The organism is Halobacillus halophilus (assembly GCF_020171985.1).
Taxonomy (GTDB): domain Bacteria; phylum Bacillota; class Bacilli; order Bacillales; family Halobacillaceae; genus Halobacillus; species Halobacillus halophilus_A.
Genome location: NZ_JAIVAL010000011.1, coordinates 1 through 24,516, shown reverse-complemented (window position 1 = coordinate 24,516; position 24,516 = coordinate 1). Strand labels below are relative to the sequence as shown.

Below are 24,516 nucleotides of genomic sequence, written 5' to 3'. Positions count from 1 at the left end.
AAAGATGAATTAAGTGAAAATTTCGTATATGGATGACAGCTTGCATGACGTCTGACAACCTGTTAAAATCCAAGGTAGAATATGTTTATGAAAGCATTTTCATTTTTCGTTTTTATTTTCATTATATTAGGGGAGGAACCAACAGTGAATAATGTTATAGGGGTATTATTAGGTATTGCAGCTGTTGCCGTTATCTTAGGCATTGCGTTTCTTATGTCCAATGACCGTAAGAACATCAATTATAAAGGTGTAGGAATCATGCTGGCCGTTCAGCTAGTTCTTACAGCATTTATGTTTAATACTACGGTCGGACAGCAAATTATTAAAGGAATATCATGGGTGTTCAACCGTTTAATTGAATATGGAACAGAAGGAGTTAACTTTGTTCTTGGTGGTGTAGAAGTAGGAGATAACGGGGTCTTCTTCTTTAATGTACTATTGTTAATTATATTCTTCGCAACCATTCTTTCCGTATTAACGTACTTGAAGATTCTGCCTTTTATCATTAAATATTTGGGCTGGGGCTTATCAAAAATTACAGGACTTCCAAAAGTAGAGTCTTTCAACGCTGTAAACAGTATTTTCTTTGGTCAGTCTGAAGCGCTTATTGCGATTAAATCACAGTTCCATAACTTGAATGATAACCGTCTTTACATTGTTAGTGCATCAGCCATGGGGTCCGTTTCTGCTTCGATTGTTGGAGCTTATCTGGGAATACTCCCAGACCAGTATATCCTGGTTGCTCTTCCGTTAAACATGTTTAGTGCATTGATTGTTGCTTCTATTATTGCTCCAGTTAATGTTCCTAAAGAAGAAGATGAAGTAGATATCCAGGACGTTTCCAATGCGAAAAGCTTCTTTGAAGCGATGGGGAATGGAGCGCTTGATGGCGGAAAAATTGCTCTAATTGTTGCTTCCATGCTTATTGCGTTCATTGCTTCTCTTGAACTAGCTAATGCTATCTTCGGGGCCGTCTTTGGTGGCTTTACGCTTCAGCAGCTGCTTGGTTATATTATTGCGCCAATCGGCCTGCTTATGGGTATTCCAGCCGCAGAAGTTGTCGATGCGGGTGCCATTATGGGTACGAAGATTGTAACGAATGAATTTGTAGCGATGCTTGAATTCCAGGGAATGCTTGAAAATGTATCTGAAAAAACAGTCGGAATCGTAACTGTATTCCTAACCAGTTTCGCGAACTTCTCAAGTATTGGAATTATCGCAGGTACTGTTCAGGGAATTGACGCTGAAAAAGGTGGCCGAGTATCCGGTTTCGGTCTGAAGCTCCTAATCGGTGCTACCCTTGGTTCTATGCTTTCTGCAACAATTGCCGGTATCTTCTTATAAGTTGAAAAGCCTGTGCGGTTTCACCGCACAGGCTTTTTTATGTTTGGAATAAGCTTGCAACTCACTCTTATCAATCCTGGATTGCGGAGACATGGTTTTGTTAATTGCAGAAAGATTGTGGGGATTGGATAGGGCCCGCTTTTCAGGATTCTCGATGACCATGCGACGTGCGGGGAGACGTTTATCGTTCACATATAAAGGAAATATAGTAATAGATTCCATATGAAGGAGAGATCATTAATGGTTAAAAGCTATAAACTTTATATTAATGGAGAATGGATCGATACGGAAGATAAGTTAAAAGTAATTAATAAATATACTCAGGAAACGTATGCTGAAGTGGCCAAAGCTTCTGAAAAAGAAGTGAACCAGGCAATTGAAGCAGCTCAGAAGGCATTTAAAAACAATCAGATGAGCCCTTATAAACGTTACGAAATCTTAAAGCGGGTTAGTGAACTGCTTCTCGAAAATAAAGAAGAACTAGCTCAGAATATGACGATGGAAGCCGGGAAGCCCTTGAAACAGACCCGCACCGAAATTGACCGTGCTTCTCAAACGGTCGAGTTATCGGCGGAAGAAGCTAAACGGGTTCATGGTGAAGGTGTTCCCGTGGAAGCAGCGCCGGGTTCAGAAAATCGAATGGCGTTTACCATTAAAGTGCCTGTCGGTGTAGTTGGAGCAATTAGCCCGTTCAACTTTCCGATTAATCTGGTTGCTCATAAAATAGCACCAGCTATTGCCGCCGGAAATGCGGTCGTCTTAAAACCAACGAGTAAGACACCAATTTCCGCTCTGAAATTGGCGGAGTTATTTGAAGAAGCAGGACTTCCAAAAGGTTTCTTGAATGTAGTGGTCGGTTCCGGCTCTACTGTAGGAAATCAAATGATGGAAGACTCACGAATCAATATGTACACTTTTACCGGAAGCGCCAAAGTTGGACTGAAGCTGAAGCAGAATACTGGTTTGAATAAATTGATTTTAGAACTTGGAAACAACTCACCTGTGATCGTGGATAAAGAAGCGGATGTAGATGCAGCAGCTGCTAATATTGCTGCTAAGAGCTTTGCTTTTGCTGGACAGGTTTGTATTTCTGTACAGCGTATCTACGTCCATGAAGAAGTCAAAGAAGAGTTCCAAAATAAATTAGTAGATGCGATTAAAGATCTTAATGTGGGAGATCCAAACGATCCGGACACAGACGTTGGACCAATGATTAGTGAGGAAGAAGCCAAAAGGGCAGAAAGCTGGATCGAAGAAGCAAAAGATGCTGGCGCTGAAGTCTTCTATGGCGGTGAACGAGAAGGCGCCTTACTAAAACCAACGGTAATGACCAACGTGAAGAATGATATGAAGGTTGTGTGTGAGGAGATATTTGCACCGGTCGTATCCATGATTCCTTTTTCCAATATGGAAGAGTGCATTAACGAAGTGAATCAGTCTCAGTATGGACTGCAGGGCGGTATATTCACTCAAAACCTTGATACAGCTTTCTATGCTGCTAAGAATGTGGAAGTAGGCGGACTTATGATTAATGATTCTTCGCAATACCGTGTTGACCTCATGCCTTATGGCGGTGTGAAATCAAGCGGATGGGGCAAAGAAGGTCCGAAGTACAGCATCGATGAAATGACAGAAGAACGATTAGTCGTCATGAACCTAGCTCAAAAGTAAGGGCTCTGTAAAACCGAGTCAGTGATTTTCATAAGCCCATTATTAAACAATAGGTCCGGTCAGTGGAAGACTCGATTTCGAGATAAATGGGGGTCCGTTACTTAAAAGGTATAGGATTGGTGGGGAAATGACTCGCTTTCCTATGGGGGAACGTTGAGCTTCCTCGCTCGTTTCACTCCCTGCGGGATCTCACCTGATTCCTCCTCCCATGGGAGTCTCGCCATTTCCCCCCCAACCCAGCTGAGTGAGAGAAACGGACCCTTCCAGAAAAATGAATGCTATCCATCTAAACAGGACCTATTTGCTTCTATGACAAGCTTTTTTACATCGTTCTAGCATGAAAAATACTCTCCTTATCCCATGCTTATTTTCACCAAGCAAATAGTGGATTAATAAGTGGTTTCGAGTTTATGATTCGGCCAGGTCCGGAGGGGGACGATGTAGACTCCTAGGTTAAAAGCGGAAGCACCTTGGTCAGCGGCGTATGGACTGGACTGAGCTGGCGGAGATAAAGAAAACACGAAGAGCGTAGCGATTCGATGTTGCCTTATCGTACAGAAGTGAGGGAAGTCTCACTAGCCGCTAGGTGCTGGAGCTGGATAGCACTACATGTCGTTTAGGGCATGATTGACATTTGCAACGTCCTAAAGGGTAAGCAGGGGATAAACATGATCGGTGAGACCCCGGAAAGCTTTAGCTTGAGGAGGCTCAGCACATATAAGAAGTTCGACTAAGACCGCCACGTCCTGTGGCAACGTCGAACGACCCTGCGTCGTGCAGGGCCGGAAAGCGAAATCGTCCCCCACCGGACCTTCTGCTCAACAAATATCTCGAAACTGAGTTTTCAAGTATCGGGAGTTTTACTTTAATTGAATATGAAATTTTGTCAAAGCCAAGTTAAAAGGAAAAGAGTCCTTCCAAATAGTGGAGGGACTCTTTTTATGCTGGCTGTTTTTTGGCGATGTTCTTACGTTGCAGGGAGAGCATGCGAAACAAGAGAGCAAGGGCTCCGACCGTCAGGCCTATAATTAAGCTCATCCAATATCCGTACGGACCAAGGCTGGTATAATTCGCTAACAGATACCCGCTTGGCAGCCCGATCACCCAGTATGATATAAAGGCCATGACAAGGGTAATGTTTACATCTTTATATCCGCGGAGAACTCCCTGAATCGGGGCTCCAAAAGCATCAGAAAGTTGAAAGAAGATCGCAAAGAAAATGAAGTTTTTCGTTAATTCGATCACTGTTTCATTTGAGCTGTAAAGCCTGGCTACTGAATCATCCATGAGGTAGAGGACAAGTCCGGCCAGTACTGACATGGCGACAGCAGTACTAATTCCTAGATAAGAATAGGTTCTTGCATCTGTAAATCGCCCGGCTCCTGCTTCAAATCCGACTGCAATGGTAAGGGTAAACGCAATACTTAATGGCATCATGTACAGAAAGGAAGCGAAATTAATCGCGGCCTGGTGAGCGGCGATGGTATTGGTATCGTACGCGGTCATGAAAAAAGTAACAGCCGCAAATATACTGGTTTCAAAAAAGATGGCAAACCCAATTGGAACACCAATCTTCAGCTGAGCCCACCATTCTCTCAGTGAAGGAACCATCCAATCTCTGAAGATACGATAATTTCTTAATGGATAGAGTTTGTGTATGGTAAGGACAATTAAAATAAAAGATACAAGATAGGTAAGAGCAGAGGCAACTCCTGCCCCAACCCCTCCAAGCTCAGGCGCCCCCCACTTACCAAAAATAAATACGTAATTGAATAAAATATTCGTTGGAAGTGTAAGCAGGATGATGCCCATTGAAATCCGGGTCAGCCCAAGTGCATCTACAAAAGAACGCAGAAGATTGAAAATGAATAAAGGAATGATTCCGACTCCTAAAGTGATTAAGTAATATTTGGCTACATATCGGACAGAAGGTTCAATATTCATGAGTGATAGGATGGGATCCAATAGAAAGAATCCAATGGAACCAATGAACACAGCTAAGAGTACTGCGAGATAAATACCTTGTTTAACGGAAAAAGGGATTTCCTTTTCTCTACGTGCTCCTTTTAATTGAGCTACGATTGGGGAAATAGCCATGAGTATGCCGTTTAGTCCTGTAAAGACAGGCATCCATATGCTCGATCCAATTGCTACACCGGCCAATTCGTCCGGGCCTGCCTGACCGGCCATGACGGTATCAAAGAAGTTCATCGCATACATGCCAATCTGGGTGATGAGAATAGGGAGCAGTATGGTGGAGAATAATTTTATTTTTTCTTTAAGGGTATAGGTTTGATACATCGTGACCGTCCTTTTCTGTTACAATTCCTTTAGAGGAATGGCAGAGTAAGTAATGAAGCTTTTTATACTGCGCAGGCAGTACATTTCCCTCCTCTGCATCGTAAAAGCCCCTGAGAAAAGGGCGTGACCAGAGGTGATACGGCTAAAAGGAATACGAGGATTATAGCATAGATAAGGAAGGCATACCTAGCATGAACAGAATAGAAAGGGCGTTGAAGGAGTATGAGTGAAAAACGAATTTTATTTACAGGTGGAGGCACCGCCGGGCACGTCATCGTAAACCTGGCATTGATTCCTGAGTTTCAGAAGCGAGGATACACTGTCGATTATATTGGCTCTTATGAAGGAATTGAACGACAGCTTATCGAAGTAATTGATGGGGTCACGTATCACGGCATTTCCACCGGGAAACTTAGACGTTATGTATCTAAAGAAAATATTAAAGATCCGTTTAAAGTAATGAAAGGGCTGCTCCAGGCTTTTTCAATTATCGGCAAGCGGAAGCCTGGAGTGATCTTTTCTAAAGGTGGTTTTGTGTCCGTACCAGTCGTTGCTGCTGCAAAACTGAAGAGGGTTCCTACCATTATTCATGAATCAGATTATACACCGGGACTTGCGAATAAATTGTCTTTTCCTTTTGCTAAAAAGGTGCTCGCCACTTTTCCAGAAACCATGGACTATCTTCCAAAAGAAAAAGCGGAATTTATTGGTGCAGTCGTAAGGGAAGAATTGTTTCAAGGCAGGCGCTCTAAAGGGTTGTCCTACTGTAATTTCCATAAACAGAAACCCGTAGTTATGGTTATGGGAGGAAGTACAGGGTCGAAACGGTTGAACGAGGCAATTCGCAATAATTTGGATGCTTTATTAAAAAATGTGCAGATCATTCATATTTGCGGGAAAGATCACAAGGATGCTTCAATTAATCGTGCCGGTTATGCTCAGTTCGAGTATGTAAACGAAGAACTGAAGGACCTGTTTGCGGCTTCTGATTACATCGTCTCTAGAGCGGGCTCAAATGCTATATTCGAATTCCTGGCACTTCATAAACCGATGCTTTTAATTCCTTTATCGAGAAAAGTGAGCCGAGGCGATCAGATTCTAAATGCTGACTCATTTGTGAAACAGGGTTTTGCACACAAACTAGAGGAAGAGGAACTGACTGATGATCGGTTATTAGAAGAAATCCATCGTTTAATGGACAACAAGCAGACGTTAATCGATAAAATGGAGCATTATCAAAGTGGCCAGACTAAAGAAAAAGTTATTGAAATCATCCAAAATTTTGAAAATAAATAAAAATGACAAGGCAGTAATCAGGCTGCCTTGTCATTTTTATTTTATTTTATAGGCTAAAGACCTTTTCAACTTCTTGTTTTTGGGGAATACGGTTCATAAGACACTAAGTTTTTTCCATTCAGCATGGCGCATATCCGTTATAAAGAGAAAGCAGGGTTTATGAAAAAGCTAAGCGGGGATCAACTTTGCAGAGGAGAGGTTGGAAGATGAAAACATCTTATGAAGTCAACATCAACCACCCCAAAGAGTTGTGTGAAATAAGGAACGAAGTTTACCCACACTTAACGTCTGTCTTTGGCAAGGATCAACTATTAGTGGACGCTTCGATTTCAGAAGCTGTCACAAATGCCTGGAAGCATGGGCACAAGGAGAGTAGTGAAAAACCTATCAAACTTAAGATATTATTTTTGAATAGGACGATGCTTGTCAGAGTCCAGGATCTCGGGGATGGTTTTGATTGGAGACCTTACCAGGTTTCGAGTGATGTTAAGCACTGGTTTCCGGAAGTTGAAGATTTGGATGAAAATGGGCGCGGAATTACATTAATGCTTAGAGTTATGGATAAATTACGGTATAATGAAAAGGGAAATGAATGTGTGTTAATGAAAAAATACCTTTTTCAGGAGTAGATCAATGAACACGAACATCTGTCGTTACTGTTACAAAGAGATCAGGGATCGAGATGAACTTATCACGGCTTCGAACTGGTTCAGGGTACGCCCTTATCATTATCGCTGCTTTGAATTGCTCGAGCAGGATACGAAGACTATTGCCGGTGCGTGGACTCCGGTTAATGGGCTGACAGGGATGGTTACTACGATTTTAATGATTATCTTGTCTGTCCTTATGTTTACTACCAATATTCTTGGATTTATTGGAGATATTTTAGGACTTGTGGCTTTATATCCTATTTTCCTGCGCGTATTTTCCTTCGCAGTGTTTGAGAGCCGTCTGCCAAAGTACGTAGAAAATAAAAAACGTCAGTAATAATCTAGATAGAGCTGCCCGACTTTAGTGGGGCAGCTTTTTTGTGAGTTCGTGATTGCGCTTCCATATATTATATGATAATGTAATAATCCTCTTAATTAATCGATAGGCTAAACGTCGATAGTTTTAAAACTTCTTATTACACTAAAGGGCCGATTAGTTGAAGACTCAGTTTAGAGATATTGGTTATGAGGAAGATCCTTCGGGGGACGATTTCGCTTTCCACGGGCATGTGCTGAGCTTCCTCGGGCTTAACAGCCCAGCGGGATCTCACCGATCATGTTCATCCCCCAGGGGTCTTCACCGTTCCCTTCCGCCCCTTTGCTTTCATGGAGAGCTCAAAAGTCTCTGCACAATTTCCTCCCAATGAACAAGGATCATCTATCATTTACCCTGAGTTTTAATGGTTGTTAATGCGAAGAAACCGTATTTGAGACAAATGAAGTACAGCTCCTGTCTGCTATATCCGGGTTCGTTCACTAGATATCGTTGGGGTGGCGGAGGAAACGACGAGACTCCCGCGGGAGAAGGAGCTAGGCGAGACCCCACAGGGAGTGAAACGAGCGAGGAGGCTTGCCAGTTCCCCCGCAGGAAAGCGAGTTGTTTCCGTAGCCATCCCTTCTCAATATTAAGTAACGGACCCATTTATCTCGAAATCAAGTCTTCATGTAACGGGAGCTTATCTATAAGAATTAATACGGAGGTTTAGCAGAACCTAAATAAATAGAATCATGACGATCCAGACTTCTCTAAGCCAGTCCTATATAAGGGAAGGAGAATGAAACAATGTCCGCTCAACACCCCGATTATCCTCATGAATTAGAACGTTTATCTTTTACAAAAGCATATATGGATCAGCTGATCGCCGCTCAGGAAACAGATCAGGAAGCGTTGAAAAGACGTCAGGAGGATACATTAGCCCGGCTTGACTTCAAAGACAGTAGTCTGAGATACCAGGAGATGCTGTCTCACGCAAATTTTATGAAAATGTCTGCCGATCAATTGGAAAGCCTTCATCGTCTGCGTAAGAAACCATACTTTGCCCGCATTGATTTTCACCGAAAAGAAAAACCCGAGAGAGAAGTATTTTATATCGGAAAGATGTCTTTGTTTGATCGCGAAACCCAGCTTCCAATTATACTGGACTGGCGTTCTCCTCTAGCGAATGTTTATTATGAAGGTCGGATAGGGGAAGTCAGTTACGAAGCGGAAGGAGAACGCTATGAAGGTCGTGTTTCCCTCAAGCGGCAGTATCAGATCGAAGAAGGAGAACTGGAGAATTTTCGTGATATTGACATCACGACGAAAGACGACCTCCTCCAGGACTCCCTTTCTCAAAATGCAGAAAACCGGCTGACTGAAATCGTTGCAACGATTCAGGAAGAGCAAAATGAGGTCATTCGGGCCGACTTGCGTAAGCCAATTATTGTCCAGGGAGCAGCGGGGAGCGGTAAGACGACAATTGCCCTGCACCGGATTTCATACTTTCTCTACTCGATGAGAGATATCTTCAAGCCAGAAGAAATGCTCATTCTAGCACCTAACCAACTTTTTATTCAGTACATATCTGAAGTACTGCCCGAGCTTGGGGTTCACAAAGCCCGACAAACCACCTTTATCGACTTTGTTCAGGCGGTGACGGAGATAAGCTGGCCGATTACCACTCAGCATATGAACTTAATGAATATAGTAGAAGCCGGGAATTCCGGACATTCGACCGAGCTTTGGTCAGCAGGCTATAAAGGTTCCGAATCTTTTAAGGAAGTAATGGAAAAGTATTGTAAGTACATTGGATTAAGTTATAAAGTTCATGAAGACTTCCGGTTGGCCGGGTTCAAATTAAAGAGTGCGAAAGCCATTAATCAATTATTTTTTAAACACTATCATTATTTTCCTTATGAAATAAGAGTAGAAAAGATTAAAGCCGTTCTTCGTAGTGAACTGAACAGGAAAAAGAAGCAGATTCTCTCTACTCTGGCGAAGAAATATGATGATCAATTGGACAAGGCGCTTTTTGGGATGAAAGATCCTGAAAAAAGGAAGAAGCGTGTCAGTTTCTTAATCACAAGGAAAGAAGAGGCACTGGATGAAATTAAAAAGGAAGCTAAAACGGTTCTCCAGACCTTTATGAGAAACTACCCTAAATGGAAGCTGCTCGATGCATATGTTCATTTATATGAGGAACGAGTTTTTCGTTCATTCATTGACCAGGATACAGAAGAGCTTAAACAAATGAGGGCGTGGACACGGAACTATTTGCGAAAACAGAAGCTTCAGTCAGAAGATTTAGCTGCTCTCCTTTATCTGAAATCCTGGATTACCGGTATAGCAAAAGAGGATCAGGCGAAAAAGGTAGTTATTGATGAAGCACAGGATTATAGCTTTTTTGAATTGTACAGTTTGAGAAACGCGTTTCAAACAGATTTGTTTACAATTGTAGGCGATTTAGCGCAAGGTATTTACCGCTATAGAGGGATAAAAGAGTGGGAAAGCTTGATGGGCAGTGTATTTCAAAACGTTAACTATCTTAAATTGCAGAAAACGTACCGGACCACGATTGAGATTATGAATCTGGCTAACGAATTACTGGAACTGATGCCTGAGAACCTTCCAAAAGCAGAACCCGTGGTCAGACATGGAGAAAAACCGCAGTTTATCCATCGCAAACAAGGGTGGCAGAATATTTTTCAAGAAAAGCTTAGCGAGCTTAAGATAAGTGGAATGAAAAGTTTTGCCATAGTAACGAAAACACAGAAAGAAGCCGCACTCGTCGCTAAGCAATTGGATGATATAGACGCAGGATTTACGATGTTTGACGAGACCCAAAGTCAAATGGCTGATCGAATGGTATTACCGGTTTATTTAGCAAAAGGATTAGAGTTTGATGTCGTCTTTCTTTATAGTGAAGGTCATGCTTATCAAGAAACAACGCTTGATGTAAAGCTTCTATATGTGGCCATGACCAGACCTCTGCACCATCTATATTTAATAGGAGACCATCCGGAAGAATTTTTGCTGAATCATGCTCATCCTTCTTCCTTTGGTTATGTTTGAACGGATTGCCATCACGGGTAATTTATCAAGGTAAAGTAATGTAAAGGAGTGAAGAATCCAGTGAGTTTAATGGAAACGGTAACATTGAATAATGGGGTGCCCATGCCGAAGCTTGGCCTGGGCGTATATAAGATGGAAGAAGAGCAGGAAGTGGTGCAGGCAGTTCAATCAGCCCTGGATTTAGGGTACAGACATCTGGACACCGCTTCTTTTTATGGGAATGAATCCGGCTTGGGAAGAGGAATCCGCGAGAGCGATGTCCCAAGAGAAGAATTATTCATCACCACAAAAGTGTGGAATGATGAACAAGGCTACGAGGAGACGCTGAATGCTTTTGAACGCAGTTTAGAGCGGCTTGGCCTTGAGTATTTAGATCTCTACTTGATTCATTGGCCGGTTCCAGGGAAATTTACAGAGACATGGAAAGCAATGGAGAAGCTGTATCATGAAGGACGCGTTAAGGCGATCGGTGTTTGTAACTTCATGGAGCATCACTTAGAAGAGCTTATGCACGAAGCTCAAGTGAAACCTGTAGTGGACCAAGTCGAATTCCATCCTCGTCTCTATCGGGAAAATCTGCTGAGATACTGCCAGGATCGAGACATCTTTTTAGAAGCGTGGTCTCCGCTGGCACGGGGAAATTATTTTGATGAACACGTGCTTCAGGAGCTTGCTGCACGTTACGATAAAACGGCAGCCCAGATCATTCTGCGCTGGCATTGGCAGCTTGGAATCATTATTATCCCTAAGTCTTCCAACAAAGATCGTCAGAAACAAAATGCTGATTTGTTCGACTTTTCTTTAACGAATGAGGAGATGGAAAAAATCAGTGCTCTTCACACGGGCGAACGAATTGGAAAACATCCGGATGAATTTGATTATTTCGGTTAGACCTGGACATTTTGTCCAGGTTTTTTTATTCCACTGTACCGTGGCGAAGAAGTTTCAAGTTTACATCAAATGAAACATTAAGATTAGGAATTTGCTGGCGCCAGTTTTCATTTGTTACACGATTTTCGCGATTTTTTGCATTGTAAGCTTTGCCAAATCCAACAGGATCAACTTGATTCTCTTTTAACACATTCATAAATTGTTCAAGATCAGATTTCACTTTTTTCTCAATTTCCTCCTCTAATTTATGGATTGCCTTTTTATTTTTTAAATCCACATCTTTTGTAATCTCCAATAACCGTGCTTCCATGGTAACTTTTACATCCTGCTCTGTAGGATCTCCTTGTTTGGGCTGAATGTTCAATCCACTGTCAATCTCATGGAGAGAAACGTGAAGCGGACCTTCCTCAGAGGGGCCGGGCGTATCTTTATGGAACTCCTTTAATGCTTCGTCAGGAAGCTGCAATTGAAATTGTCCATCCTTATATTCTTCTTTTAATAGCAGCAAATAGAAAGTCTCCTGTGGTGAAATCTTGGCTGTGTATCGATCATCTTTAAAGAGAGCCAGGCCGCTGATCATGACTGTGTCCTCTTTACTAGACAGCATCGGGAGTGTGGGATCAATCCCTGCATCGCGATAGTCATGCATAAAGGTTCGGATCGTTGCATCCGGTAATACATCATTATCTACGCTTTTTTCAATCATTTTCTTAATAGATTCCCCTGAATTTGAACTTTCCTTAGAATTATTTATCTTCAACAAATCAGCTGTAGGTACCTCGCTGACTCCTAACAGCCCCATATCGGATACTTTGGCGTCTCTTTCCAATGTATCCATATATCTGGTCATGCCTTTTGCTGCCAGCTGATCCTGAAAAAGTTCCAGCCTTACTTGACCAGATACTAAACGATGGCTCGTCATTCTGTTCGCCTCAAATCGAAGACCTTTCGATGTAGCCGCTTCGCTAGTGACGACTTGTGAAGCACTCGTAGTTGATGGATCGAATTGATACATAACCATTGTTCCTCTTATGGATTTTTCTCCTGCCATGTCGTAACCTACGGCGGTAATGATACCTAATTGTTCAATGTAACTTTTGGGGATACAGCCGCTGCATATCAAAACAAGCAATACGATCAGGATGATTCTCTTCCGCTTCATATTGAATTTTCCTTCCTGAATCTTTTTCTAATGAGCACGAGTGGATAGAGAATGACCGGGTAAATAAACACCAGCCAGAAACCAAGAGTAGAAGTCCAGTCGGTTAACTTATCAATGTGTACGCGGTATTCGATCAGAATGGAAGCCAAAAACAATAAAAGAGCCACGCCATATAAACTTGGTTTCTCAGGCAATTGAAACAGGCGATTTAACGATTGGATCAATGCCCAGCAGAACAATACTATATTTGGAATAATCACCATCATCCATAAAGCAATGGCGATAAAATCGAATCGCTCAACCACCGGGTAGCTGATAATCTTAAATAATGAAAGGGTGGCCCAAACGGTTTCTTTAAGTTGTTCAGGGCTGAAGTAACCGATGGACACAACGGTTACAAGCAAGATTAAAAAGGTTGTTAAAGCTAAACCAGCATGAACCGGCAAAGAAATCTTTTGTTTATTTTTAATATAGGGGTAAACAAAAAACAAAATTTCGAGACCCAATACAGAATAGGCAGTTTTGTATGCCCCTTTCATAAGGTCAAGAAAACCAGTATGAAATACAGGTGTAAAATGATCCCAGTCCATATAACTAATCGGCTGCGCAAGCGTAAAAACCATCCATATGGTTAACAGGAAGAAAATAAAACTCGTCCCAACGACTACTCGGAATCCGCCAAGAACAGCATAAATCATAAGAGAAAGTAAAAATGAACTCATCAGCCATAAAGGGATTTCGGGAAAAATAAACACTTGAACGACCTCTATATAATTCTTTATGACGCTTAAAAGAATGGAAAAAAGGTAGAGAACATACACCATCCCTAAGACTGCCCCCAACCACCTGCCAAATACATCGCACTGAATCCCAATAATGTCCGCATTATCATACTTTCTTAAAATTAAGATCATAATCCAGGCTACAAAATGGAGGTAAATCCCAGCTAATAGGATAGCAATCCACGAATCTGCTTCCGATTCTGTAAATATGATACGCGGGACTCCCATAAGTCCTGCGCCAATCTGTAACGTATGCACGATAAAAAACAGATAAAAAGCTTCTACGGCTTTATCCGGTTTAATGATTAAATTGGTATTCATGAAGGATCCACATCTTTTTTCTCAGCCGCCTTAAGCTGGTCATAGCGTGACGTATCTTCAGGCATGACATTCAATGGTCGAGTATCATTTTTTTGAAAAGGAAGCCTTATAAGAGAATCATTGATGTCTTTCCATTGAAATGGATATATAGGAGCAAGATAAGGTCTCCCAAGCGACTTTTGTTTTAATAAATGAATAAGGATGAAGCTGAGAGCAAAGGTAATGCCTATTAATCCCCAGGCACCCGCAAGGATAATCATGGGAAATCGTATGATCCGTATCGCTGTTCCCATTAAATAACTTGGAGCTGTAAAGGAGGCAAGGGCGCTGAGCGCAATGATAATGATCAGAATGTTACTGGTAAATCCGGCTTTAACTGCTGCCTGTCCTAATACAATACCCCCCACAATACCCATGGTCTGACCGACTTTTGTCGGAAGACGGGCTCCGGCTTCACGTAACAGTTCAATCAGCATCTCAAGCAGCAGCGCCTCAAGAACAGGTGGAAAAGGCACCATGGCGCGCGACTGCCCTAGTGAAACAAGCAGAGAAGTGGGAATGATTTCATAATGGTAGGTGAGGGCAGCTACATACATAGGTGTCAGAATAATGGAAAGAGCCATAGCGATAAAACGTAAGAGTCTGATGAAGGTTCCCATATTCCAGCGCATATATAAATCTTCAGTAGATTCAAAAAAACTAAACAGTGTCATTGGACCAATGAGAGCTGTTGGACTTTTATCTACAAGCACTCCTATCCTCCCTTTGGAGATCGAGTTGCAGAAACGGTCGGGAAGCTCGGTATTAATAAGCTGCGGAAAGATGGAGCTTGAGGAATCTTCAATTAACTGCCCAAGTACACTCGTATCTTCTACTTCAGATACCTTTAAGTCTGAAATTCTTTGGCGCATAGTATCTACATTTTCTTCATTGGCGAGTGATTTAAGATAGACAACTCTTACTTCACTTTTTATTCGATCACCCACAATAAGCTTTTCAACGACTAAATCATCCGTGTCGAGACGCCAGCGAATGACATTTAAGTTGGTAACAAGAGACTCTGTAAACGCAAGCTGCGGGCCGAATACTAGAGATTCCGTTTCCGCACGGTCAAGCGCACGGGTTTGCTGCTGAGGAAGCAGAAAAGCTACGGCTTCCTTTTCACCCGGAAGATAGACAACAACATTTCCGTGAATAATATGCTCTGCAATCTGGTCCATAGAAGAAACGGTCTGGGAAGAAGCGAGGGGGATTTTATTTTGAAGATCATGAACGGACCAAGGTTTATCAGACTTTGTCAAGGATTCGAGCAATTCTCTTTCCAGCCGGTCTTTTTTAATTTGATAGGAAATGAAATGAATAACAACTTCCTGACCTTTTATATGGAAAACTTTTTGAACGAGATCCGGGCTCTCATTAAATTGTTGTTTTAAAGTATTTAGATAGTTATCCAGCTGTAACGGAAGTGTCGAATGCTCCATTGTCTTCCCTCCTTTTCTAACGTGTAATTAGTATGCGGAAAAAAGGGCACATTATTAAAAAAATGCAGCAGTTTGCGGGATGGAAGGAGGCAGCATATGAATCTCCAATTAATAGAAGTTTATATTCCGGATCATCATTTTGATTCCATTCATGAGAAGCTCAAGGAACATGACCATCAATCGTTTTGGGTATCCAGTGAGTCTGAAGAGCGGACTTTAGTCCGCATTCTTGTGAAAACGAGCGGCGTAGAGGAGATTCTTGACTATCTGGAAGAAGTATCGAACGTAGTAGAAGGTTTTGAGACGATGCTCATCCCTGTTCAAACTTATTTATCGAAAGAAACCCTCCATAAAGAATCGAAAAAAGCAAAAGAAGATGAGGAGTCTGAGAAAGAACAGGCACTTCTGTTAAGAGCCAGTCGTCATGAACTGTTGAATTATGTTGAAAAAAACAGTCAGATCAATTTGAATTACTCGCTTATGATCATATTGTCCGCTATTGTAGCGACGGTTGGATTTTTGAAGGACAGCGAGGCTGTAGTGATCGGGGCGATGGTGATCGCTCCGATGATCGGTCCAGTCATCGCCATTGCGTTTTCATCTATTTTGGGAGATTATAAGCTGCTTTGGAAATCAGTGGTCACCTCTATCTACGGGGTAGCGATTGTACTAATCGTCTCGGTGCTTTTTGGGTATTTTACCGATATGGGAATGGGAACGGATCAGTACTTGGACCGTACGAAAGTTACAATAGTGGATATTTTTCTTGGTGTGGCCTCCGGGGCTGCAGGGGCGCTGGCCTTCCTGAACCGCCTCTCTGGTAATCTTGTCGGGGTGATGGTAGCTGTTGCTTTGCTGCCGCCGAGTGTGGCTCTTGGCATGTCTTTTGGCAATGGATCTTATATGAGTGCGTATGGAGCGTTTTTACTTGTGGTCGTCAATATTATGTCGATTCTGCTTGCGGCAGTTACCATATTTTCGATCAGCGGCATACGCCCAGTGCGCTGGGAAGCAGTAAAAAGGGCAAATGTTTCACGCCCTTTGTCCATCGTTTTTGTCTTTGTTATTGTGGCAGCTCTTGCACTTGTTCTGCTGTTAGGAAAGGATGTTAACGTTCCTTGAAAGCACGATAAAAAAAGTTTTTACAAAACTTTTCAAATAGACCATTGAATTAATTTTTTGAAAATTATATAATTAATAATCATTTACACTAAAGGAGGTCACGACAATGAAAAACGTTAATGCACAGAAAATCAAAAATTTCATACTTGTCGTGGCCAACAGGGACGTTTAATAAACGACCTTATCATGAGTGGATTACATGGGCTGCGTAAATACGTGCCCCTATTTAGTATGTATATGTGAAGCATACGTCGTAGCCGGCGTATGCTTTTTTGCTGTTATACAGGTGAACAGCCTGTTTAACATAAATAAAAGAATTCAAGGAGGTACTTATGAAATGGAAACCACAGTGATCAGAAAAGAATGGAACGAAGATTGGAAAGAAAGCGGCTAGCGAGGAAAGAATGAAAGGACGTGTCAAGTATGTTTGGTGTACTCGTAAAATTGCGATGGTTTTTTAGAACCTATTGGAAACGATATTTGTTTGCTATTTTAGCGCTGATCGTCGTTAGTGCGATTGATTTAATTCCTCCGAAACTGGTAGGTATGGCGATTGATGGAATCCAATTTAACACACTTACTCCGGAGCGGTTAGGAGAAATTATCCTGTTCTATGGCGGGATCATTTTTGCCAGTTATTTATTGTCCTATTTATGGGACTATACGCTTTTCAGTGGGGCGATGATTATGGAAAGAACCATGCGCTCAAGACTAATGAATCACTTTTTGAGGATGACTCCTGCTTTTTTTGGTAAAAACCGTACCGGAGACTTGATGGCAAGAGCCACAAACGATTTAAAGGCGCTCACCATGACCGCTGGGTTCGGAATATTAACCCTAATTGATTCCACCGTCTTTATGTTCATGATCATTGCCATGATGGGATTTACAATTAGCTGGAAGCTTACACTGGCTGCGCTTCTTCCGCTGCCAATTATGGCTGTCGCGATGAACAAATATGGAAAAGTTATTCATGAGCGTTTTACGGAAGCTCAGACGGCTTTTGGAGAGATGAATAACAATGTACTGGAATCGGTGCGGGGCGTCCGGGTGATCCGGGCTTTTGTCCAAGAACGAAATGAAGACCACCGTTTTCAGCAGATGACAGAAGATGTCTATGACAAAAATGTGGAAGTGGCAAAAATTGAGGCCTTATTTGAACCTACTATTCAAATTCTTGTCGGACTGTCCTATACGATAGGACTTGGGTATGGAGCTGCCCTTGTGTTTCAAAATGCTATGACACTTGGAGAGTTGGTTTCCTTCAACGTCTATCTGGGGATGTTAATCTGGCCCATGTTTGCGGTCGGGGAATTGATTAATGTTCTGCAGAGAGGAAACGCTTCCCTGGACCGGGTTAATGAGACGCTTGATTATCAAGTGGATATTGTGGATCCTTCCAACCCACCTACTGTGAAACGACCGGACCAGATTGTATTTAAAGAGGTAAGCTTTCAATACCCTCAATCGGAAACCAAAGGACTAAAGAAAGTAAATGTAGCAATCGAGCGCGGGCAGACGATCGGTATTGTAGGTAAAACGGGGGCAGGGAAGACCACCTTCTTCCGTCAGCTGCTTAGAGAATATCCAGGGCTTGAAGGAGAGCTTTTGATCAATGGAATTGATATTCACCGACTTGCTCTAGACACTACACGATCCTGGATTGGTTACGTGCCTCAGGATCAGGTCCTTTTTTCAAAAACGGTTCGAGAAAACATTCAATTCGGTAAGGCTGGAGCAACGGATGAGGAGATCTACCGGGTATTAAGACTGGCATATTTCCTGGAGGATATAAAAAACCTGCCCGCTGGCCTGGATACAAAAGTCGGGGAAAGCGGCATCACTCTTTCCGGCGGACAGAAGCAGAGAGTTTCAATTGCCCGGGCATTCATTATGAACCCCGAGATATTAATTCTTGATGATGCGATGTCTGCGGTAGATGGAAAGACCGAGGCTAATATTATTGAACATTTACGGAAGGAAAGGCAAGGTAAAACTACTCTTATTGCTGCTCACCGTTTATCTGCCGTAACCCATGCAGACCATATTATTGTGCTTGAGGAAGGGCGCATTGCAGAAGAAGGAACACATGACCAGCTGATTAGACAAGGCGGCTGGTACCAAACTCAATATGAGCGCCAGCAGTTAGAAGGGGAGGTGGAAGAATGAAAAGAAATAATTCCACAACCGAACGCAAATTGTTCCGATATGCGTTATATTTCAAAAAGAACATTTTCATTGGTCTGATATGTCTGGTTATAGCTGTTGCTCTGGAACTCACAGGCCCGTTCATAGCCAAACGCTTAATTGACGAACACATCGTAGGGATAGAAAATCAGTGGCATCAGGTGGAGTCAGCTGATGATTATACGGTTCGTTACGAAGAGCTTCTTTACAAGCGGGATGACCGACTAAAAGAGGGTGAGGCAATTAGTGGAACGGCGACGATTTTACAAGTGGGCCGCTCGTACTACTTTATTCCAGAGGAAGTCCCGGCTAACGGCAATCGTTCCATTCAGAATAACAGGATACGAATAGAGACTGCGGATGAAACATACACGGCTGATGCAGAATCATTATCGCTGCAGCAGCTTTACCGATTCTTTAAGCCGGAAATTCCATCTATTTACTGGCTGCTTGGGATATATGTCGGATTGCTATTTATTGCAGCCTTTTTCCAGTTCACTCATACCTTTCTCCTGCAACGATCGTCAAACAGGATTATTCGCAGGATGAGGGATGATTTATTCACGCATATTCAGAAGCTTCCCGTACGGTATTTTATCAATCAGCCGGCTGGCAAAATTGTGGCCCGAGTGACAAATGATACCGAATCGATCCGGGAGCTGTACGTAAAAGTACTGGCTACCTTTGTTACCAGTTTTTTCTATATGATAGGGATTTATGTAGCACTTTTTTTATTAGATGTTAAGTTGGCCCTTATGTGTTTGCTGCTCATTCCGATTATTTATGGCTGGATGAAGATGTATAAGCATTTTGGCGGTAAATACAATACCGTCGTGCGATCTACGGTAAGCGATATGAATGGCAATATTAATGAAGCGATTCAAGGAATGTCCATTATTCAAGCATTCAGACAGGAAAAGCAGACTTCTGCAGAGTTCGAGAGTTTAAATGAGCGTCACTTCAGTTATCAAAGGAAACTGGTTCGGTTAAGTGCGCTTACTTCTTTTAATCTTGTTAATGTTCTGCGTAATATCGCTTTCGTAGGTTTTCTATGGTATTTTGGATCCCAGTCTTTTGGAGCCGAAGGGATTGTTACTGTAGGAGTGTTATACGCCTTTGTCGACTATTTAAACAGGCTTTTCCAGCCTGTGACGGACCTGGTGAACCAGCTTCCTCAATTAGAAGAAGCCCGTGTAGCAGCCGGTCGTGTATTTGAGTTGCTGGAAGAGGATGGGGAAGAAAGAAGCAGTAGCGAAACAGCGCGGTATCGTGGTCAGATCACTTTTGATCACGTTTCGTTTGCCTATGAAGATGATAATTTCGTATTAAAGGATATCCATTTCCAAGTTGAACCTGGTCAGACGGCTGCTTTCGTAGGCCACACAGGGTCTGGTAAAAGCTCCATCATGAACTTACTGTTTCGGTTCTATGATCCTCAAATCGGTCAAGTAACCATTGATGGGCACCCAACCACAGAATGGTCACGTCAACAAGTCCGAAGCCATATGGGAATAGTCCTGCAGGATCCTTTCATCTTTACAGGAACGATTTTGTCGAATGTAACGATGAACGATGACCGTATTTCCCGGGAAATGGCTATAGAATCATTAAAAGCGGTTGGAGCGGACCGTTTTATTGAGAAACTCCCCGAGCAATATGATGCGCCTGTAAAGGAAAAAGGTGGCTCCCTTTCTATGGGAGAAAGACAACTGATTTCTTTTGCCAGAGCCCTTGCTTTTGACCCCGCGATTCTAATTCTGGATGAGGCTACGGCGAATATTGATACAGAAACGGAGCAAATGATACAGAAAGCATTAGAAGTTTTGAAGAAAGGGCGAACCACACTGGTTATCGCGCATCGTCTATCGACAATTCAGCAGGCAGATCAAATATTTGTATTAAATCATGGTACAATGGTGGAGCAGGGAACGCATGAAGAACTGGTCGCTCTTGGAGGACAGTACTTCCAGATGTACCGTATGCAGCAAGGGTCATCAAAAGTCAGTGCCATGTAGTTTCAATTCTCCTGGCTAAGGGGGACCGCTCGTGAATGATCGAGAAGACGATAAACGTGATATTATAGATGAAGATTTGTACGAAGAAATAGACGATGAAGAGTTATATGAACTGGTTCAGGAAGAAAGACAAAAGGCGTACGAAAGAGAACGTTTAAGAAAAGAAGAATTAAAAAGCCGTCGTCCTTTTCCAAAATGGATCTTCTGGTTAATTGCTATTATGATGATCACAAATATTGTAGCTGTCCTGCCCAATACGTTTTCCATCCCGGCCGTAGATTTTCTAATGACCTCTGCCAAGCTTTCAACTGATGAGCAGGTTAAGGAATATAAGCAATCGGTTGTGGTAGTGGAAGCAGGACAAAGCAAAGGAACAGGTTTTGCAATTAAGGAAGATGGGACCATCCTTACAAACCATCATGTCATTGAGGATGAAAAACGAATCTCAGTAGCTTTTCCTGAAAAAGGACTGTATGAGGCAGAAGTTGTGGAGCAATATCCAGAAGTAGATTTAGCTGTGCTTAAGGCAGATGGTCAAGACTTTCCTCATTTGAATCTGGCAGATGAAATGGTCTTTGAAGAAAATGATCATGTTTACTTCATTGGAAATCCTCTGCGATTTACGGGAATTGCAAACCAGGGCTCTGTAATTGGATACAAGAATCTGAGTGATTGGAATCGACCTGTACTCATGCTGGATGCCCCGATTTACAAAGGAAATTCGGGAAGTCCAGTCATTAATGAAGCAGGAGAAGTCATTGCGGTAGTATTTGCGACATTGCATGATGACGTAGAAGGAAGAGTAGGGCTTGCTGTACCAATTGATTATTATTATGAAAAAAGTGCTGCCAAAGATTAACCCTTTGGCGGCACTTTTTTGTCATCTACTTTATTTCCGATAACAGGGATTGGATTGAAATGAAGCAGTTCAGCAAAATGGATAACGTTATATGTCATTCTTACGACTTCTTCCTCAATGCAGTCCCAATCACTTTGGGCAGGGTCTTCCAGCTTTTCGTTACAGATGGCACTTGCATGAGGCGGTAAAGTGTAACCAAGCATAGACAGACGGTAGTGGATGGATTGAGCTGCCAATCGAGCTCCTCCGTCACCGCCATCTGCGACGATAGCTCCTCCAACTTTATTGTAGAAAATGCCTTGTCCCTTTCGATTTTTAAGTTGATGGTATCCCTGAAGTCTCTCCAGAATTAGGGAGGCAAGACTGCTCTTGTCACCCATAGCGATCGGTGTAGCCAAAAGTAGAATATCAGCTCCCAGTATCTTCTCGAATACAAAAGGCCAATCATCCTCGTTATCTAACTGGTCTGTAATTCCAAAGTTAATATGGAAATCCCTTAAGTGGATGCGTTCCACATCAATTTCTTCTCGTTGAAATATTTGAGCGGATTCATGGAGGAGTTTTTCTGTATCGGTTTCTTTTGTGCCTTTTTCTAAACTGCAATTTAATAATACGGCTTTCATTTGTTGAACCCTCCTTTTTATTTGCGCTCTACACAACAGGTTTAACCTACTGCAGCTATATGTAAACCTGACGAATTGTGTTTTTTATCATAGGAATTTAGACACAATGGTATACATTTCAATTCATATTTTAATGAAAGTCGGAGTGTGTATAGTACATTCGTTATATTTTTTGAAATGTAGATTTAATAAATTGTAAACCTGATGTGGTAGACCCATGCCCCTATATTCAGTACAATAGTCATGGTTAATAACATATCTTTAAAATACATGTTTGGATGGCAAACGAATAAACGACTTTTGGTAATATAGGTTGACCCTATTTTGTAACACAATTGAAATATTTTTTTAAAAAACACCCAAAAACTCTGTTTTGAATTCGAAACTATTAATGGCTGGAGGTGGTGAAGGTTGATCAAACGTCTATTGCGCAAAAAAGACACCTCCCTTGATGTACAGATTGAATCGGTTAAACAGGGGGATGAGGAAGCTAGAAACGAAATCCTCAAACAGTATCAACCTTTTATTGCCAAAAGTGTTTCTGAAGTATGTAAAAGATATATAGATCCCGGCAAAGACGATGAATTCAGTATTGGTTTATCGGCGTTTAACGAAGCCATCCAAGCGTATTCCTGTGATAAAGGCAGTTCTTTTCTTTCTTTTGCCCGTCTCGTAATAAAACGGAAAGTAATTGATCACATCCGTAATGAAAGAAAATATCCAATGGCTGTTTCTCTCGATGAACTCAATCATGAGGAAGAGCAAATGGAGAATCCTTCTGAGGTGGCAGCGGCTAGAGAACGTCATCAAATGGAGAAAGAGGCTTGGTATAGACGTGAAGAAATTCACGAATTCAAAGAGCAGTTAAGGAAGTATAACTTGTCTCTCGATGATTTAGTGGATGCTTCGCCCAAGCATAAGGATGCACGAGATTCAGCTGTGCAAACGGCACGCATCGTTTATCACCATAAGGAGCTTAGGGAGCAAGTTCTTTATAAAGGACGCCTTCCTATGAAAGAACTAGTACGTGAAGTGGATGTTAGTAAGAAAACGCTTGAACGAAACCGAAAATTCATTATTGCCTTAGTTCTCATCTTTGACGGAGATTATATATATCTCAACGACTACCTGAAAGGGGTGGGGGTGTGAGAAAAGGCATTGTCATGGAGCATAAAAAAGGATATACCATCGTGATGACACATGATGGAAGCTTTCACCGTGCGCTCCGGCTCCATGAAGCCGAAGTTGGTATGGAAGTCCATTTTCAGGCGATCCCAAACAACAAACACCTTCGCCCGTTAGGATGGTTATCCAGTATAGTTCCATGGAAAATAGGCATCATAGCTTTGGTGCTGGTTCTTGCCAGTCTGCCATTTTATATAAATTATGGCAGCAGTCAGGCTTATGCATATGTAAATATAGATATAAATCCGAGTCTTGAGTTAAAATTGAACGATCGATTGCAAGTCATAGAGATAACTCCTCGTAATGAGGAGGCTGAAAAATTAATGGAGATGTTCACAGGTTGGAAGAAAAAAGATGTTTCAGAAGTAGCGTTTGAGATGATTACCATCAGCAGGGAAAATGGTTGGATGAATCAACGGAATCAAGTGCTGATTGGTATTAGTTACTTAAAAAGTAATCCCACAGCGAGCTTGGCCAAAAGCATGGAACAGGTACTGTCGGCTCGGGCAAAGGATTTATCAGTGGCAGCTTATAATATCCCGTCTTCCCTTCGTGAACAAGCGCTCGAAGCGAACCAATCAGTCAATGAGTGGGTAGCAAAGCAATTGAGTAATGAACAATCCGATACAAAAGGTGCTGCTTCCATAGATTTAATGTCCGAAGAAAAAGAAATGATTCGATCTTTTTTTGAAGAAAAATCTAAACGTGATTCCAGTGCGAATAACAGTTCTTCAAGCCTAAAAAACATTGAATCTCATGGAGAAGGACCATCTCCAACTGCCGATAACAAATCGGTTAACTCCAAAGAGAAGAAGAATGTTGATCATTCTTCTGATTCTCAACAGAAATCTTCTGGAGATCAACGCGGGACAACGGATCAGAAGAGTAGGGATACCAATACTCCTCCTTCTTCAAACCTAACAAAGGATAAAGTTGAGAAGTTGGATCAGAAAGATAACTCAAAAGGTAATTCTTCAGAAGAAAAGAAAAAAGAAGAGCCGAATTCCAACTCTGCTCAATCGAAGGACAAACCAAACTCCAATTCTGGTGAGTCGGATGATCAATCGGATAAAGGATCCTCGGAAGATAAGAAAAAGGACAAACCTAAATCCAATCCGGGTCAATCAAAAGAGAAGCCGGATAAGCCGTCCTCGAAAGATGACAAGAAGGACAGGACAAACTCCAATTCTGATCGATCGAAGGATAAATCGGATAAAGGGTCCTCGGAAGATAAG

Annotated in this window: 19 protein-coding genes; 14 read left to right on the top strand and 5 right to left on the bottom strand. The window is 42.1% G+C overall.

What is annotated here, in order from left to right:
• The first annotated feature begins 156 nt into the window (after positions 1 to 156).
• Together LCM11_RS15780 and LCM11_RS15775 are read left to right on the top strand one after the other, a co-directional pair.
• The gene (locus LCM11_RS15780) at positions 157 to 1,344 is read left to right on the top strand and encodes a NupC/NupG family nucleoside CNT transporter (RefSeq protein WP_224895296.1); all 1,188 of its coding nucleotides are present in this window, start codon (positions 157 to 159) and stop codon (positions 1,342 to 1,344) included.
• Positions 1,345 to 1,584: 240 nt separating this feature from the next.
• Entirely contained in the window at positions 1,585 to 3,015 is a 1,431-nt protein-coding gene (locus LCM11_RS15775; RefSeq protein WP_224895262.1) for an aldehyde dehydrogenase family protein, read from the top strand.
• 939 nt (positions 3,016 to 3,954) lie between these two features.
• Here LCM11_RS15775 and LCM11_RS15770 read toward each other — a convergent pair.
• A complete protein-coding gene (locus tag LCM11_RS15770) occupies positions 3,955 to 5,316 on the bottom strand; it encodes an MATE family efflux transporter (RefSeq protein ID WP_224895261.1) in 1,362 nt (453 codons plus the stop codon).
• Positions 5,317 to 5,538: 222 nt separating this feature from the next.
• Here LCM11_RS15770 and LCM11_RS15765 point away from each other — a divergent pair, with 222 nt between their 5' ends.
• The 5 genes from LCM11_RS15765 (at position 5,539) to LCM11_RS15745 (ending at position 11,544) form a co-directional block, all read left to right on the top strand.
• The gene (locus LCM11_RS15765) at positions 5,539 to 6,612 is read left to right on the top strand and encodes an undecaprenyldiphospho-muramoylpentapeptide beta-N-acetylglucosaminyltransferase (RefSeq protein ID WP_224895260.1); all 1,074 of its coding nucleotides are present in this window, start codon (positions 5,539 to 5,541) and stop codon (positions 6,610 to 6,612) included.
• A 206-nt stretch (positions 6,613 to 6,818) separates the two neighbouring features.
• Entirely contained in the window at positions 6,819 to 7,241 is a 423-nt protein-coding gene (locus tag LCM11_RS15760; RefSeq protein ID WP_224895259.1) for an ATP-binding protein, read from the top strand.
• 4 nt (positions 7,242 to 7,245) lie between these two features.
• On the top strand, positions 7,246 to 7,599 hold the full coding sequence (locus LCM11_RS15755) for a hypothetical protein (RefSeq protein ID WP_224895258.1): 354 nt from the start codon (positions 7,246 to 7,248) through the stop codon (positions 7,597 to 7,599).
• Positions 7,600 to 8,385: 786 nt separating this feature from the next.
• Positions 8,386 to 10,653, top strand: coding sequence for an RNA polymerase recycling motor HelD (helD, locus tag LCM11_RS15750; RefSeq protein ID WP_224895257.1), 2,268 nt, complete (start codon positions 8,386 to 8,388; stop codon positions 10,651 to 10,653).
• A 69-nt stretch (positions 10,654 to 10,722) separates the two neighbouring features.
• Complete coding sequence (locus LCM11_RS15745) at positions 10,723 to 11,544, top strand: aldo/keto reductase (protein ID WP_224895295.1); 822 nt, start codon at positions 10,723 to 10,725, stop codon at positions 11,542 to 11,544.
• 25 nt (positions 11,545 to 11,569) lie between these two features.
• On the opposite strand, the gene LCM11_RS15740 is transcribed toward LCM11_RS15745, so the two are convergent.
• The 3 genes from LCM11_RS15740 to LCM11_RS15730 are packed head-to-tail and all read right to left on the bottom strand — an operon-like array spanning position 11,570 to position 15,290.
• The gene (locus LCM11_RS15740) at positions 11,570 to 12,706 is read right to left on the bottom strand and encodes a Ger(x)C family spore germination protein (RefSeq protein ID WP_224895256.1); all 1,137 of its coding nucleotides are present in this window, start codon (positions 12,704 to 12,706) and stop codon (positions 11,570 to 11,572) included.
• Complete coding sequence (locus tag LCM11_RS15735) at positions 12,703 to 13,809, bottom strand: GerAB/ArcD/ProY family transporter (protein ID WP_224895255.1); 1,107 nt, start codon at positions 13,807 to 13,809, stop codon at positions 12,703 to 12,705. The genes LCM11_RS15740 and LCM11_RS15735 overlap by 4 nt, the downstream gene beginning before the upstream one ends.
• On the bottom strand, positions 13,806 to 15,290 hold the full coding sequence (locus LCM11_RS15730) for a spore germination protein (RefSeq protein ID WP_224895254.1): 1,485 nt from the start codon (positions 15,288 to 15,290) through the stop codon (positions 13,806 to 13,808). Before LCM11_RS15730 ends, LCM11_RS15735 begins: the two co-directional genes overlap by 4 nt.
• Positions 15,291 to 15,386: 96 nt before the next feature.
• Between LCM11_RS15730 and LCM11_RS15725 the strand changes: the two genes are divergently transcribed.
• The 5 genes from LCM11_RS15725 (at position 15,387) to LCM11_RS15705 (ending at position 21,473) form a co-directional block, all read left to right on the top strand.
• A complete protein-coding gene (locus tag LCM11_RS15725; protein ID WP_224895253.1) occupies positions 15,387 to 16,412 on the top strand; it encodes a TIGR00341 family protein in 1,026 nt (341 codons plus the stop codon).
• A 199-nt stretch (positions 16,413 to 16,611) separates the two neighbouring features.
• Positions 16,612 to 16,806 (top strand): hypothetical protein, encoded by a 195-nt coding sequence (locus LCM11_RS15720; protein ID WP_224895252.1) that lies wholly within the window; start codon positions 16,612 to 16,614, stop codon positions 16,804 to 16,806.
• Between the two features lie 29 nt (positions 16,807 to 16,835).
• Positions 16,836 to 18,581, top strand: a complete 1,746-nt coding sequence (locus tag LCM11_RS15715) for an ABC transporter ATP-binding protein (RefSeq protein ID WP_224895251.1) — start codon at positions 16,836 to 16,838, stop codon at positions 18,579 to 18,581.
• Positions 18,578 to 20,614 (top strand): ABC transporter ATP-binding protein, encoded by a 2,037-nt coding sequence (locus tag LCM11_RS15710; protein ID WP_224895250.1) that lies wholly within the window; start codon positions 18,578 to 18,580, stop codon positions 20,612 to 20,614. Before LCM11_RS15715 ends, LCM11_RS15710 begins: the two co-directional genes overlap by 4 nt.
• A 31-nt stretch (positions 20,615 to 20,645) precedes the next feature.
• Positions 20,646 to 21,473 (top strand): S1C family serine protease, encoded by an 828-nt coding sequence (locus LCM11_RS15705; protein ID WP_224895249.1) that lies wholly within the window; start codon positions 20,646 to 20,648, stop codon positions 21,471 to 21,473.
• On the opposite strand, the gene LCM11_RS15700 is transcribed toward LCM11_RS15705, so the two are convergent.
• Positions 21,470 to 22,096 (bottom strand): flavodoxin family protein, encoded by a 627-nt coding sequence (locus LCM11_RS15700; protein ID WP_224895248.1) that lies wholly within the window; start codon positions 22,094 to 22,096, stop codon positions 21,470 to 21,472. The two genes, LCM11_RS15705 and LCM11_RS15700, sit on opposite strands and share 4 nt — an antisense overlap.
• A 411-nt stretch (positions 22,097 to 22,507) precedes the next feature.
• On the opposite strand from LCM11_RS15700, the gene sigI reads away from it, so the two are divergent.
• Positions 22,508 to 23,245, top strand: a complete 738-nt coding sequence (sigI, locus tag LCM11_RS15695; RefSeq protein WP_224895247.1) for an RNA polymerase sigma-I factor — start codon at positions 22,508 to 22,510, stop codon at positions 23,243 to 23,245.
• The coding region (locus LCM11_RS15690; RefSeq protein ID WP_224895246.1) for an anti-sigma factor domain-containing protein at positions 23,242 to 24,516 on the top strand (1,275 nt) is incomplete at its 3' end. The genes sigI and LCM11_RS15690, both read left to right, overlap by 4 nt.

Excerpts from the sequence above, each read along its gene's own strand:
- LCM11_RS15770 (WP_224895261.1), bottom strand. The coding sequence starts at position 5,316 with ATGTATCAAACCTATACCCTTAAAGAAAAAATAAAATTATTCTCCACC.
- LCM11_RS15760 (WP_224895259.1), top strand. The coding sequence starts at position 6,819 with ATGAAAACATCTTATGAAGTCAACATCAACCACCCCAAAGAGTTGTGT.
- LCM11_RS15700 (WP_224895248.1), bottom strand. The coding sequence starts at position 22,096 with ATGAAAGCCGTATTATTAAATTGCAGTTTAGAAAAAGGCACAAAAGAA.
- LCM11_RS15735 (WP_224895255.1), bottom strand. The coding sequence starts at position 13,809 with ATGAATACCAATTTAATCATTAAACCGGATAAAGCCGTAGAAGCTTTT.
- LCM11_RS15740 (WP_224895256.1), bottom strand. The coding sequence starts at position 12,706 with ATGAAGCGGAAGAGAATCATCCTGATCGTATTGCTTGTTTTGATATGC.
- LCM11_RS15775 (WP_224895262.1), top strand. The coding sequence starts at position 1,585 with ATGGTTAAAAGCTATAAACTTTATATTAATGGAGAATGGATCGATACG.
- LCM11_RS15755 (WP_224895258.1), top strand. The coding sequence starts at position 7,246 with ATGAACACGAACATCTGTCGTTACTGTTACAAAGAGATCAGGGATCGA.
- LCM11_RS15720 (WP_224895252.1), top strand. The coding sequence starts at position 16,612 with ATGGGCTGCGTAAATACGTGCCCCTATTTAGTATGTATATGTGAAGCA.
- LCM11_RS15710 (WP_224895250.1), top strand. The coding sequence starts at position 18,578 with ATGAAAAGAAATAATTCCACAACCGAACGCAAATTGTTCCGATATGCG.
- LCM11_RS15765 (WP_224895260.1), top strand. The coding sequence starts at position 5,539 with ATGAGTGAAAAACGAATTTTATTTACAGGTGGAGGCACCGCCGGGCAC.
- LCM11_RS15730 (WP_224895254.1), bottom strand. The coding sequence starts at position 15,290 with ATGGAGCATTCGACACTTCCGTTACAGCTGGATAACTATCTAAATACT.
- LCM11_RS15725 (WP_224895253.1), top strand. The coding sequence starts at position 15,387 with ATGAATCTCCAATTAATAGAAGTTTATATTCCGGATCATCATTTTGAT.
- LCM11_RS15745 (WP_224895295.1), top strand. The coding sequence starts at position 10,723 with ATGGAAACGGTAACATTGAATAATGGGGTGCCCATGCCGAAGCTTGGC.
- helD (WP_224895257.1), top strand. The coding sequence starts at position 8,386 with ATGTCCGCTCAACACCCCGATTATCCTCATGAATTAGAACGTTTATCT.
- LCM11_RS15715 (WP_224895251.1), top strand. The coding sequence starts at position 16,836 with ATGTTTGGTGTACTCGTAAAATTGCGATGGTTTTTTAGAACCTATTGG.